The 13,506-nt window shown below is 71.1% G+C and carries 8 protein-coding genes; 5 read left to right on the top strand and 3 right to left on the bottom strand.

Annotation, left to right across the window (positions count from 1 at the left end; translation table 11 throughout):
• Positions 1 to 481: 481 nt before the first annotated feature.
• Positions 482 to 3,607 carry an efflux RND transporter permease subunit gene (locus tag ACX12L_RS16895; protein ID WP_459263618.1) on the top strand — a complete coding sequence of 1,042 codons (3,126 nt, stop codon included), beginning with the start codon at positions 482 to 484 and terminating at the stop codon, positions 3,605 to 3,607.
• A 2-nt stretch (positions 3,608 to 3,609) separates the two neighbouring features.
• Positions 3,610 to 5,022: an efflux transporter outer membrane subunit gene (locus tag ACX12L_RS16890; protein WP_459263617.1), complete on the top strand. Its 1,413-nt coding sequence runs from the start codon at positions 3,610 to 3,612 to the stop codon at positions 5,020 to 5,022.
• A gap of 12 nt (positions 5,023 to 5,034) precedes the next feature.
• Here the strand turns inward: ACX12L_RS16890 and mutS are convergent, their stop codons facing one another.
• The 3 genes from mutS to ACX12L_RS16875 form a co-directional block, all read right to left on the bottom strand.
• The gene (mutS, locus tag ACX12L_RS16885; RefSeq protein WP_459263616.1) at positions 5,035 to 7,677 is read right to left on the bottom strand and encodes a DNA mismatch repair protein MutS; all 2,643 of its coding nucleotides are present in this window, start codon (positions 7,675 to 7,677) and stop codon (positions 5,035 to 5,037) included.
• Between the two features lie 73 nt (positions 7,678 to 7,750).
• On the bottom strand, positions 7,751 to 9,334 hold the full coding sequence (locus ACX12L_RS16880; protein WP_459263615.1) for an alkaline phosphatase D family protein: 1,584 nt from the start codon (positions 9,332 to 9,334) through the stop codon (positions 7,751 to 7,753).
• Positions 9,335 to 9,346: 12 nt separating this feature from the next.
• Positions 9,347 to 10,870 carry a GGDEF domain-containing protein gene (locus tag ACX12L_RS16875; RefSeq protein WP_459263614.1) on the bottom strand — a complete coding sequence of 508 codons (1,524 nt, stop codon included), beginning with the start codon at positions 10,868 to 10,870 and terminating at the stop codon, positions 9,347 to 9,349.
• Positions 10,871 to 11,020: 150 nt separating this feature from the next.
• Here ACX12L_RS16875 and surE point away from each other — a divergent pair, with 150 nt between their 5' ends.
• The 3 genes from surE to ACX12L_RS16860 are packed head-to-tail and all read left to right on the top strand — an operon-like array spanning position 11,021 to position 13,499.
• Positions 11,021 to 11,803 carry a 5'/3'-nucleotidase SurE gene (gene surE / locus ACX12L_RS16870; RefSeq protein WP_459263613.1) on the top strand — a complete coding sequence of 261 codons (783 nt, stop codon included), beginning with the start codon at positions 11,021 to 11,023 and terminating at the stop codon, positions 11,801 to 11,803.
• The gene (locus tag ACX12L_RS16865; RefSeq protein ID WP_459263612.1) at positions 11,803 to 12,576 is read left to right on the top strand and encodes a protein-L-isoaspartate(D-aspartate) O-methyltransferase; all 774 of its coding nucleotides are present in this window, start codon (positions 11,803 to 11,805) and stop codon (positions 12,574 to 12,576) included. Before surE ends, ACX12L_RS16865 begins: the two co-directional genes overlap by 1 nt.
• 11 nt (positions 12,577 to 12,587) lie before the next feature.
• Positions 12,588 to 13,499, top strand: a complete 912-nt coding sequence (locus ACX12L_RS16860; RefSeq protein ID WP_459263611.1) for a peptidoglycan DD-metalloendopeptidase family protein — start codon at positions 12,588 to 12,590, stop codon at positions 13,497 to 13,499.
• The last annotated feature ends 7 nt before the right edge of the window (positions 13,500 to 13,506 follow it).

Here is a 13,506-nt window from a genome sequence, read left to right as displayed (position 1 = left end):
AAGCATGCGCGCTCCGACGCGCATGCCACCCCGCAAGCACCCCGCCACAGGCGCAGCCACAGGGGGAACAGCCATACGGGTCATCGCTGCGCTCGGCCTGGCCTTGCGCGGCGCGTAGCGCCTGCGCCGTGCGAGGCCGAGCGCAGCGATGGCCCGTGTTGCCGGGTTCCCTTCTGGCCGTGCCGAGGAGCGCGGCGCATGGGGTGGGCATGGGCGTCGAAGCGCCTATGCTTCGTGGTCTGACTTGCCGTGGTTGTTCGAACGGAGCGCCTTTGGCGCGCAGTGAGTTCCACGGCACACCCCATGCGCGAGCACCGCAGGTTGCCCGTAGCGAAGCGAAGGGACACGGACAGCAGGGTCGTCTTTCTTTGGCCTACCTTTCTTTGACGAAGCAAAGAAAGGTAGGTGCGCCGCCGGGCGCACATCCCGGCCAGCGACATGAAAACACACGGCAAGGACATGGCAGGGAAGGAGGGAAAGCATGAGCCTCTCCACCCCCTTCATCCACCGCCCCATCGCCACCATGCTCCTGACCATCGGCCTGGCGCTGGCCGGTGCCGTGTCGTTCTTCCTTCTGCCCGTGGCGCCGCTGCCGCAGGTGGACTACCCCACCATCTCCGTCACCGCCAGCCTGCCCGGCGCCAGCCCCGACACCATGGCCGCCACGGTGGCCACGCCGCTGGAGCGCTCGCTGGGGGCGATCGCCGGGGTCAACGAGATCACCTCGCGCTCCACGCTGGGCAATACGCGCATCACGCTGCAGTTCGACCTCTCGCGCACCGTGGACAGCGCCGCGCGCGACGTGCAGGCCGCCATCAACGCGGCGCGCACGCTGCTGCCCTCGGGCATGCCGAGCAACCCCACCTACCGCAAGATCAATCCGGCGGACGCGCCCATCATGATCCTGGCGCTGACGTCCGGCAGCCTCACGCGCGGGCAGATGTACGACGCCGCCTCCACGGTGATCGCGCAGAAGCTCTCGCAGGTCGAGGGCGTGGGACAGGCCGCGGTGAGCGGCGGCGCGCTGCCCGCCGTGCGCGTGGAGCTCGACCCGCTGCGCCTGGCGGCCAACGGCATATCGCTGGAGCAGGTGCGCAGCGCCATCACCAGCAACAACGCCAACCGGCCGCTGGGCGCCGTGGAGCGCGAGGACCACTACTGGCAGCTGGCCGCCAACGACCAGGCGCGCGTGGCGGCCGAGTACGCGCCGCTGGTGCTGCGCTGGAACAACGGCCAGGCCGTGCGCCTGTCGGACGTGGCGGACGTGCTCGACTCGGTGCAGGACGTGCGCAACTACGGCGTGGCCAACGGCCAGCCGGCCATCCTGCTGCAGGTCTACAAGCAGCCGGGCGCCAACATCCTGGAGGCGGTGGACAAGGTGCGCACCCTGCTGCCGCAGCTCAAGGCCTCGATCCCCGCCGCCATCGACCTGACCGTGGTGTCCGACCGCACGCCCACGCTGCGCGCCTCGGTGCAGGAGGTCGAGCGCGCCCTGCTGCTCGCCGTGGCGCTGGTGATCCTGGTGGTGTTCCTGTTCCTGCGCAACGGCCGCGCCGCCCTGGTGCCGGCCGTGGCCGTGCCCGCGTCGCTGGCGGGCACGTTCGGCGTGATGTACCTGGCGGGCTATACGCTGGACAACCTCTCTCTCATGGCCCTCACGGTGGCGACGGGCTTCGTGGTGGACGACGCCATCGTGGTGCTGGAGAACGTGCTGCGCCACATGGAGCGCGGCAAGAGCGCGCTGCAGGCGGCGCTTCATGGTGCGCGCGAGATCGGCTTCACCGTCGTGTCCATGAGCCTGTCGCTGATTGCGGTGTTCGTGCCCATCCTGTTCATGGGCGGCATCGTGGGGCGGTTCTTCCGCGAGTTCGCCGTCGTCATGTCCTCGGCCATCCTGGTGTCCATGGTGGTGTCGCTGACCACCACGCCCATGATGTGCGCGCACCTGCTGCGCGCGCCGCAGGCGCAAGGGGCGCCGCGCGGGGCGTGGGCGCGCGTGGCGGCATGGCTCGGGCGACTGGAGCGCGCCAGCCAGCGCCTGTACCGCCGCACGCTGGCCTGGGGCCTGCGCCACCAGCCGCTGGTGCTGCTGTCGCTGGCCGCGGTGGTGGCCCTGAACGTGCACCTGTACGTGGCCATCGACAAGGGCTTCATGCCCGAGCAGGACACGGGCCGCATCATGGGCTTCATCCGCGCCGACCAGGCCAGCTCCTTCCAGGCCATGCAGCAGCGCATACAGCGGTTCCTGGCCATCGTGCAGCAGGACCCGGCGGTGGAGTACGTGATGGGCTCCACGGGCGGCGGGCAGATCAACGCGGCCAACATGTTCATGACGCTCAAGCCCCTGGCCGAGCGCAAGGTGTCGTCCGACGAGGTCATCGACCGGCTGCGCGACAAGCTCAGGAACGAGCCCGGCGCGCGCCTGTTCATGATGAAGCAGACCGACGTGCGCATCGGCGGGCGCCAGAGCATGGCCTCGTACGACTACACGCTGCAGTCCGACGGCGTGGAGGAGCTGCGCGCCTGGGAGCCGCGCATACGCCAGGTGATGAGCGAGCTGCCCGAGCTGGAGGACGTGAACAGCGACGTGCAGGACTACGGCGTGCAGACATCGCTGGTCATAGACCGCGACGCGATCAAGCGCCTGGGCCTGTCCATGGCGCAGATCGACGCCACCCTGAACGACGCCTTCGGCCAGCGCCAGGTGGGCGTGATCTACAACCCGCTGAACCAGTACCGCGTGGTGATGGAGGCCGCGCCGCGCTTCCTGCAGAGCCCCGAGACGCTGCGCGGCTTCTTCTTCGTCAACGCCAGCGGCAAGCAGGTGCCGCTCACGGCGTTCGCGCGCATCGCCACCACCAACACGCCGCTGGCCGTGAGCCACCAGGGCGGCACGCCCGCCAGCACCATCAGCTACAGCCTGGCGCCGGGCGTGTCGCTGTCGCAGGCGGGCGACGCCATCCGCGCCGCCGTGGCGCAGCTGGGCGTGCCGGTGTCGGTGCGCGGGTCTTTCAGCGGCACGGCGGGCGCGTTCCAGCAGTCGCTGGCCGGGCAGCCGGTGCTGATCCTGGCGGCCATCCTCACCATCTACCTGGTGCTGGGCGTGCTGTACGAGGACCTGGTGCACCCGCTGACCATCCTGTCCACGCTACCCTCGGCGGGCGTGGGGGCGCTGCTCGCGCTGATGCTGTTCAAGACCGAGTTCTCGCTGATTGCCTTCATCGGGGTGATCCTGCTCATCGGCATCGTCAAGAAGAACGCCATCATGATGATCGACTTCGCGCTCTCGCGCGAACGCGGCGGCCACGTCACGCCGGCCCAGGCCATCTACCGCGCCTGCGACCTGCGCCTGCGCCCCATCCTCATGACCAGCCTGGCCGCCATCATGGGCGCGCTGCCCCTGGCCCTGGGGCAGGGCATAGGCGCCGAGCTGCGCCGGCCGCTGGGGCTGGCCATCGTGGGCGGGCTGCTGGTGAGCCAGCTGCTCACGCTCTACACCACGCCCGTGGTCTACGTGCAGCTCGACCGGCTGCGCCGCCGCGTGAACCGCTGGTTTTCAATGAAAAACGGCTCTAGCGCCCGTCCATCAAGCGCTGGCAGCTATTGAATATGAAGCATACCGCCCTTGCCGCCACCGCCTTGCTGCTCGCCGCGGGCTGCTCCACGCAGCCCGCGTACCAGCGCCCCGCGATCGAGCTGCCCGCGCAGTTCAAGGAGGCCACGCCCGCCGCCGCGCAGGCCGGCATCTGGCGCCCCGCGCAGCCGCGGGACGCCGCGCCGCCCGAAGCGTGGTGGCGCCTGTACGGCGATCCCGTGCTCGACGACCTGCAGCAGCGCGCCGCCGTAGCCAACCCCGGCATTGCCCAGGCCGTGGCGCGCCTGCGCGCGGCGCAGGCGGCCGTGGCCGGCAGCCGCGCCGCGCTGCTGCCCACGCTGGGCGCCAGCAGCAGCGCCACGCGCGCGCGCGGCGCCAGTGCCGCGAACACGGCCGGCCCCGCCACCAGCTACTCGCTGGGCCTGAACGCGGGCTGGGAGATCGACCTGTGGGGCCGCCTCTCGGGCGCCGCCAGCGCCGCGGAGGCCAGCGCCCAGGCCAGCGGCGCGGACCTGGCCGCCGCGCGCCTGTCGCTGCAGGCCACCGCCGCGCAGACCTACTTCGCGCTGCGCGCCGCAGAGGCCCAAGGCGCGCTGCTGCGGGACACGCTCGCCGCCTACGAGCAAAGCTGGCAGCTCACGCGCAACCGCGAGCGCGCGGGCGTCGCATCGCCCGCCGACGTGGCCCAGGCCGAGGCGCAGTACAAGAGCACGCAGGCCCAGCTGCTCGAAGCCGAGACCAGCCGCGCGCAGATCGAGCACGCGCTCGCCGCGCTCATCGGCCTGCCGCCCGCCGCCTTCACCCTGGACGCCACGGCCCGCCTGCCCGCGCCGCCCGAGGTGCCGGCCGAGCTGCCGTCGCGGCTCCTGGAGCGCCGCCCCGACATCGCCGCCGCCGAGCGCCGCGTGGCGGCCGCCAACGCCCAGGTGGGCGTGGCGCAGTCGGCGTTCTTTCCCGCGCTCACGCTCTCGGCGGCGGGGGGCTGGCGCGGTGCGTCGCTGGGCGACCTGGTCGGCGCGCCCAACCTGTTCTGGTCGCTGGGCCCGGCGCTCGCGCTCACGCTGTTCGACGGCGGAGCGCGCTCGGCCGCCGTGGAATCGGCCCGCGCCTCGCTCGACCTGGCGGCGGCCGGCTACCGCCAGGCCGTCATCGCCGCGCTGCAGGAGGTGGAGGACAACCTCGCCGCCGCCACGTCCCTGGCGCGAGAGGAACAGGTGCAGGCCGAGGCCGTCGCCGCCGCGCAGAGGGCGCTCACCATCGCCACCAACCAGTACAAGGCCGGCACCGTGGGCTACCTCAACGTGCTCTCGGCCCAGACCACGGTGCTGTCCGCGCAGCGCGGGCTCATCGACGTGAAGAACCGGCGGCTGGCGGCGGTGAACACGCTGCTCAAGAACGTGGCGGGGCGGTGGGACGGCCCGCCATAGCGGCCGCTTCTGCTACGGCGCCAGCCGCTTGAGCTGGTACAGCGCATCCAGCGCCTCGCGCGGGCTCAGCGCATCGGGGTTGATCTGCGCGAGGGCCGCCTCCACGGGGCTTGCCGCCTGCACCTCGGGCGCGGGCGGCGGGGCGAACAGGTCCACCTGCAGGTCGTCCTCGCCCGCGCGCTCTTCCAGCGCGGCGAGGGTGTGGCGCGCGTGGTGCAGCACGGCGGCGGGCACGCCGGCCAGCTTGGCCACCTGGATGCCGTAGCTGCGGCTGGCCGGGCCGGGCTGGATCTCGTGCAGGAAGACGATGTCGTGCCCCGACTCGGTGGCGCCCACGTGCACGTTCACCGCGTGCTGGTGGCGCGCCGATAGTTCGGTGAGCTCGAAGTAGTGCGTGGCGAACAGCGTGAACGCCTTCGTGCGGTCGTGCAGGTGCGTGGCGATGCCGCTGGCCAGCGCCAGGCCGTCGAAGGTGCTGGTGCCGCGGCCGATCTCGTCCATGAGCACCAGGCTGTGCGGCGTGGCGCCGTGCAGGATCTGCGCGGCCTCGGTCATCTCCAGCATGAAGGTGGACTGGGCGTTGGCCAGGTCGTCCGCCGCGCCGATCCGGGTGTGGATGGCGTCGATCGGCCCCAGGCGGCAGGCCGTGGCCGGCACGTGGCTGCCCATGCTGGCCAGCAGCACGATGAGCGCTACCTGCCGCATGTAGGTCGATTTGCCGCCCATGTTGGGGCCGGTGATGATCTGCATGCGTGTGTTGGCGTTCAGGCGCGTGTGGTTGGGGATGAAGGCGCCGCTGGACGTTTCGGCCAGGCGCGCCTCGACCACCGGGTGGCGCCCGGCCTCGATGTCGATGCAGGGCTCGGCCGCGAACTGCGGCGCGCACCAGCCGAGCGTGAGCGAGCGCTCGGCCAGGCAGCACAGCACGTCCAGCGCGGCCAGGGCCTGGGCCAGGCGCGTGAGCTGCGGCACGTGGGGCTGGAGCTGGTCCAGCACCTGCTCGTAGAGCCACTTCTCGCGCGCCAGGCCGCGCTCCTGCGCCGACAGGGCCTTGTCCTCGAAGCTTTTCAGCTCGGGCGTGATGAAGCGCTCGGCGTTCTTCAGCGTCTGGCGGCGGCGGTAGTCGCCGGGCACCTTGTCCACGTGGCTGCTGGTGACCTCGATGTAGAAGCCGTGCACCTTGTTGAACTGCACGCGCAGGTTGGGAATGCCGGTGCGCGCCTTCTCGCGCGTCTCCAGGTCGAGCAGGAAGCCGTCGCAGTTGTTCTGTATGGCGCGCAGCTCGTCGAGCTCGGCGTCGAAGCCCGGGGCGATCACGCCGCCGTCGCGCACCAGGGCGGCGGGCTCGTCTGGAATAGCGGCGGCCAGCAGGGCCATGCATTCCCCGGGGGGCTGCAGCTGGCCGAATATTTCGGCCAGATAGGGCTCTGGCGCTTGTGCATCCTGCGCTAGCAGCTGCGCTTTTTGTAGCGTTATGCGCAGCGCCACCAGCTCGCGCGGGCGCACCTGGCGCAGCGCGATGCGGGCCGTGATGCGCTCCGCGTCGCTCACGCCCTTGAGCGCGCCGCGCAGCACCTGCCACGGCCCCTGGCCGCTGCCGGCGCCGCGCAGCGCCTGCGTGGCGGCCAGGCGCTGGCGCGCCGCGGTGCGCTCGCGCGCGGGCTCCAGCAGCCAGCTTTTGAGCAGGCGGCTGCCCATGCCGGTCATGCAGGTGTCGAGCAGCGAAAACAGCGTGGGCCCGTCCTCGCCGCGCAAGGTCTTGACCAGTTCCAGGTTGCGCCGCGTGGCCGCGGGCAGGTGGATCAGCGCGTCGCCTTGCTGCACGCTCACCTTGTGGATGTGGGTCAGGCTGCGGCCCTGCGTGTGCTCGGCGTACTGCAGCAGCGCCGCGGCGGCCGCGTGCGCGTGGGGCAGGCCGGTGGCGTTCCAGGCCTGCAGGCTGGCCGCGCCCAGCTGCTCCAGCAGCTTGCGCTCGCCCAGCGCTGCATCGAACTGCCAGTCCGGGCGCAGGCTCAAGGGGCAGGCGAAGGCGCCGCCCTGGCGCAGCTGGGCCAGCTGTTCCTCGAAGCGCTGCGTGACGCCGGCGCTGTAGAGCAGCTCGCTGGGCGCTATGCGCGCCAGCCACGCGCCCAGCTCGTCCAGCGCGCATTCGGCCAGGTGCACCACGCCCTGCGTGACCGACAGCCAGGCCAGCCCGCAGCGCGCGCGCGCGCCCTGGTGCACGGCCAGCAGCATGGCCTCGCTCTTGTCGGGCAGCAACTCGCTGTCGGTCAGCGTGCCGGGCGTGACCACGCGCACCACCTTGCGCTCCACGGGGCCCTTGGCCGCGCCCACCTCGCCCACCTGCTCGGCAATGGCCACGGACTCGCCCATCTTGATCAGGCGCCCCAGGTAGTTCTCCAGCGCATGGAAGGGCACGCCCGCCATGGTCACCGGCTGGCCGCCCGACTGGCCGCGCTGCGTCAGGGTGATGTCCAGCAGCCGCGCGGCCTTCTCGGCGTCGGCGTAGAACAGCTCGTAGAAGTCCCCCATGCGGTACAGCAGCAGCGTGTCCGGGTGCTGGCTTTTCAGGGCCAGGTACTGCGCCATCATGGGGGTGTGGTTCGAGAAGTCGGCCTCGGTGGGGCGCGGTGCGGGCGCGGGTTTCCGGGTCATCTGCTTGGGTATTCCTTGGGTAGCGGGGGCGCGGGTGGTGGCGCGCGGCGTGGCGCCGGGACCGGGCCGGCGCTCAAGCCGGCTGGGGGCCGGGGCGGCCGTCTTCCACCACGAAGCGAGCCAGAGTGTACGCGTCGCTGCCCGCGTCCAGCGGGTCGCGGATGGCGCGCAGCCGGGTCGTCCAGAGCGTGGGCGTGATGTCGCACAGGCCGTAGCCGCGCTCGTCGCAGCGCGCCAGCAGCACGTGGGGGTTGATGCGGCGGATGGCGTCCACCTTGTCCTGCGTGGTGCCGGCGCGCGAGCTGATCGACGTGCCGCAGAACTCGCTGGCCAGGATGCGCGCCGCGCCGCCGGCCCCGGGGGGCGCAGGCACGTTGCAGACGTAGTTCTGGTGGATGTCCCCGCCCAGCAGGACGGTGTTGCGCGGCGGGTGCTGCGCCAATCCCTGCAGCAGGCGCTCGCGTGCGGCGGGGTAGCCGTCCCAGCTGTCGGTGGACTGCAGGCCCGAGGGGTAGTGGCGCGGCGCGAACAGCGTCTGCTGCGCCAGCACGCTCCAGTGCGCGGCCCGGTCGCGCGCATCCTGCGCCAGGCCGGCCTGCAGCCATTGCTCCTGCTGCCAGCCCAGAAAGCTGCGCTGCGGGGCCGCGAGTTCGGGGCAGGCCTCGGGGCGGACCGCGCCGGCCGAGCTGCCGCCCGGCTTGCGGCAGGCCTGCAGGTCGCGGTATTGCCGTGCATCGAGCACATGCAGCCGTGCCAGGCGCCCCCAGTGCAGGCGCCGGTAGATCTGCAGGCCGTGGAAGGCCGGGGCATTGAGCGCCGATGCGCGCAGCGGCATGTGCTCATAGAAGGCCTGCCACGCCGCCGTGCGCAGGGGCAGCCAGTCGGCGGCGTCGCCCCGGCCGTGGCTGCCTGCGTAGTCGTTCTGCACCTCGTGGTCGTCCCAGGTCACGACCCAGGGCGCGCAGGCGTGGGCGGCCTGCAGGTCCGGGTCGCTCTTGTGCAGCGCGTAGCGCTCGCGGTAGTCGGCCAGGCTGCGCGGCAGGCGCAGGCCGTGCGTACGCGCCAGTCCGCTCGCATCTTTGGGGCTGGCGTATTCGTAGATGTAGTCGCCCAGGAACAGCACCAGGTCGGGTTGGTCGGCGCAGGCGTGGCGCCAGGCCGCGTAGTAGCCGTGCTCCCAGCGCTGGCACGAGGCATGGACCACGCGCAGGCGCGGCTCCAGTGCATCGGGTGCGGGGGCCGTGCGCGTGCGGCCCACGGCGCTGACGGCATCGCCCAGCATGAAGCGGTAGTGGTACCAGCGGCCCGGCTGCAGGCCGGCCACCTCCACGTGCACGCTGTGCGCCAGATCGGGCAGGGCGGTGGCGCTGCCGTGCTGCACGATGCGGCGGAACTGCGCGTCGTCGGCGATTTCCCAGCGCACGGTGAGCGGGCCGGCCCAGGGCGCGGCGGCGTCGGCCGGGTCCGGCGGCAGCAGGCGGGTCCAGAGCACCACGCCGCCGGGCAAGGGCTCGCCGCTGGCCACGCCCAGGCCGAAGGGATCGTGCCGCAGGGCCTGCCGGGCCCAGGCCCAGCGCGGCAGCTGCGTGGCCGTGGCGGCCCAGGCCGCCTGCCGCAGAAGCCGGCGGCGGTGCATGGCATCGGGTGGCGTGGCCATGCCGCTCCGCCGTTACGCAGCCACCACGCGGTTCTTGCCGGAGCGCTTGGCCAGGTACATGCCCTCGTCGGCGCGGCGGATGGCGTCGGCGCTGCCCTGCTTGCCCTCCACCTGCGCCACGCCGGCGCTGAAGGTGATGAGCAGGCGCTCCTGCTCCTTCAGGAAGTAGCGCTTGGTCAGCTCGCGCTGCAGGCGCTCCATGGCTTTCACGCCGTCGGCAAGCTGGGTGTTGGGCAGGATCAGCACGAACTCCTCGCCGCCGTGGCGCGCCAGCTGGTCCTGGGGCCGCATGACTTCGCGCGTGATCCGGACCAGGTGCATCAGCGCCTCATCCCCCCCGGCATGGCCCAGGCGGTCGTTGATGGCCTTGAAGTTGTCCACGTCGAGCAGGGCCACGCACAGCGGAGCATCCAGGCGGAGCGCGCGCGCGATCTCGCGCTCCATGGCTTCGTCCAATCCCTTGCGGTTCAGGGCTCCGGTCAGCGGGTCGTGGCGGGCCTGGGCGCTGGCGTGGTCCAGGTCGCGGCGCAGCTGGTTGATCTCGGCATGCGTGGCCTCGGTGCGCTCGCGCAGATCCTGCAGCTCGGCCCGCGTCACGCGGCTGTTCAGCGCCATGGCGCGGGCGGCGGCCATGACCTCCTCGAGCAGCGGCGTGATGTCCTGCAGCTGCGTTGCACGGCCGATGCGTTCGGCGCAGCTTTCCATGGTTTCGTTGTAGGTGCTGCTCGATTCGTCCATCTGCGCCAGGCGCTCGATGAAGGTGGCCAGCAGCTCGCGCATCTGCGTCTGCGCCTGGACCGTGCGGTCCTTGGCCTCGGACTGCTTGAAGATCACGTCCTTGAGGCGCTTGTGCACATCGTCGAGCCGGCGCAGCGTGAGCGGCGGCGTGGATGCGGCCAGCAGTGCCTCGGCCTGGCCATGCAGCCATGGCTCGTCGATGCTCAGCGCGGCGATGTTCTCGAACACCAGGCGCAGCAGCCCGAGCAGGCCCTGCCGTATGGCGGCCTGGTCCTCCGCGGCGAAGGACAGGCGGTAGCTGAAGTCGCCCAGCATCAAGTCGGCCGTGGCGATGGGGCGCTCGGGCTCGCGCAGAAAGGCGCACAGCTGCGCGGCCAGCTCATGCACGCGGGGGTCGTCGTCGCCCAGGGCCGGCAAGGTGTTGCCCACCAGGCGTGCCAGGTTCTGCGCCAGCGTGGAGGGCAGATGGGCGATGCTGGCGCTGGCGGGCGGCGGCGTGGAAGCCGGCGACAGGGCCAGGTTGGCATAGCCCACCAACACGCTTTTCAGCATGGACCAGTCCTGCTGCTCAACGGCGTTCTCCATCTGACCCAGCAGGCGTTTCTGTCCGGGGGTCTGCCCCGGCATCACATGCAGGATATGGCGCAGCTGTGCGGTGGGGAAGTTCGGCGTGGAGCGAGTGCCCGACACCTCTTCGTACAGGGCCTGGTAGTTGTCGGGGGTGGGGGGGAGGCGGCGTGCAGCCAGCAGCTTGAGGGTTTCACGCGCGACTTCGGAAGGAGATTTGGCGGAGTCCATCTGCAGGATGGGCAGGAAGATGCAAAGAGTGCGAAGTGTGACAGAGCACGGCTTCATTGAATAGCCGGTGGTGCGTCCATGCTGCGCCGCTCGGCTCCGGCGGTTGCGGGCATGGCCTCCTACAATGCGTTGCATTCAGTCACCGTGACCATGAAAATCCTCATTTCCAACGATGATGGCTACCAGGCGCCGGGCATCGTGGCCCTGCATGACGCACTCAAGGCCATCGCCGACGTCGAGGTGGTGGCCCCCGAGCACAACAACAGTGCCAAATCCAATGCCTTGACGCTGCATTCGCCGCTGTACGTGCACCGCGCGGCCAATGGCTTTCGCTATGTGAACGGCACGCCGGCCGACTGCGTGCATATCGCGCTGACCGGTGTCCTGGGCTACCGGCCCGACCTCGTGGTCTCGGGCATCAACAATGGCGCCAACATGGGCGATGACACCATCTATTCCGGCACCGTGGGCGCGGCCATGGAAGGCTACCTGTTCGGCATTCCGTCCATGGCCTTTTCCCAGGTGGACAAGGGTTGGGGGGAGCTCGACTCCGCGGCGCGCAAGGCGCGCGAGATCGTGGAGCAGATGCAGCGGCACAGGCTGGTGGGCGGGGCGCCGTGGCTGCTGAACATCAATATTCCCAACATGCCGTTCGATGCGCTGCGCCCCCTGCGCCTGTGCCGCCTGGGGCGGCGCCACGCGGCCGAGCGCGTCATCGAGCAGCAAAGCCCGCGCGGCGAGCTGATGTACTGGATTGGCGGCGCGGGGCCGGCCAAGGACGCGAGCGAGGGCACGGACTTCCATGCCACGGCGCACGGCCATGTGTCCATGACGCCCCTGAAGGTGGATCTGACCGACCACGACGGCCTGGGCTATTGGGCGCAGACCGCCGCGCGCCTGGTGCCGCAGCGCGTGCAGGACGGGGGCGGCTGATGCAGCGCCGTCCCGGATTCCCCGCGCGCATCGACTGGCAAAAGGACGCAGCGCCCACTCCCTCTCCCGCGCCGGCCCGAGCCCGGCGCGATGCGCCGCCGCCCACGCCCCAGGGCGTGGGCCTGGATTCGGCCGCGGTACGGGCGCGCATGGTGCAGCGGCTGGCGGTGGCGGGCATCATGGCGGCGCCGGTGCTGCAGGCCATGGGGAGCGTGGAGCGGCACCGCTTCGTCGATACGGCCCTGGCCAATCAGGCCTATGAGGACACCAGCCTGCCCATAGGGCTGGGCCAGACCATCTCCAAGCCCAGCGTGGTGGCGCGCATGACCGAGCTGCTGCTGGGCGCGCAATGCGCACGCGCGGGCGGCCTGGGCCGGGTGCTGGAGATCGGCACCGGCTGCGGCTACCAGGCGGCCGTGCTGGCGCGGCTGGCACGCGAGGTGTACACCATAGAGCGCCTGCGTGCGTTGCATGAAAAGGCGCGCGAGAACCTGCGCCCCCTGCGCCTGGCAAACGTGCACCTGATCCTGGGCGACGGCATGCTGGGCTATGCCGGCGGCGCACCCTATGCAGGCATCATTTCCGCGGCGGGCGGCGACAGCCTTCCGCCGCAGTGGTGCGCGCAGCTTGCGGTGGGAGGCCGCCTCGTGGCGCCCATGGCGGGGGTGGACGGGCGCCAGATGTTGCTCGTGGTTGACAAAACACCGCAGGGCTTGGAGCAGACGGTGCTCGAAGCCGTGCATTTCGTCCCTCTAAAATCGGGGGTCGTTTGAAGGAATTGCTTATGTTCGTATCGCGTGGTCTTGTGGCTTTGGGGGTCGTCGTGCTGGCGGGTGGCGGTTTGCTGGCCGGCTGCAGCGCCCCCGTGAACAGGGCTCCGGTGGTGGACCGCGGCACCTTTGCCAATGGCGGCGCAACCCCGGCGGGCACGGCCCCCGAGGTGAAGCCGCTGCCGGGTGCCGAAAACGCCGGCAAGCCTGGTTATTACACCGTCAAGCCCGGAGACACCCTGATTCGCATCGGCCTGGAAAACGGGCAGAGCTGGAAGGACATCGCGCGCTGGAACAATCTGGAGAACGCCAACCTGATCGAGGTGGGGCAGGTGCTGCGGGTGATCCCGCCCGGGGCGTCCGCGGCATCGGTGGCATCCGACACGGGTGTCGTGACGCGGCCGGTCGTCTCGTCGCCCCTGGCGTCCGCATCGTCTGCGAGTGCGCCCAAGCCCGCCGCATCGGCCGCTTCTGCGCCGGCCGCCCCTGCCTCGGCGGCAACTGCGTCGGCTCCCGAGCCGGCGCCGGCTCAGGCACCCGCTGCGGCCGGTGGCGCCGACGACATGCACTTCATCTGGCCTTCCTCGGGGAGCTTGCTGGCCGGTTTCGACGAGGTGCGCAACAAGGGCTACGACATCGCGGGCAAGGCCGGAGACCCGGTGCTGGCCGCCGCCGACGGCCGCGTGGTGTATGCCGGCGCAGGCCTGCGCGGCTACGGCAACCTGGTGATCCTGAAGCACAACAACACCTTCCTCACGGCCTATGCGCACAACCAGACGCTGCTCGTGAAGGAGGACCAGAACGTGCGCCGTGGCCAGAAGATCGCGGAAATGGGCAGCACCGATGCCGATCGCGTGAAGCTCCATTTCGAGATCCGCCGCCAGGGCAAGCCGGTGGACCCCGCACGCTACCTGCCCACGCGTTGAGCAGGCA

The organism is Alicycliphilus sp. T452 (genome assembly GCF_054512775.1).
The sequence above is the reverse complement of the archived record's forward strand: the minus strand, read 5'-3'. Positions and strand labels throughout refer to the sequence as shown.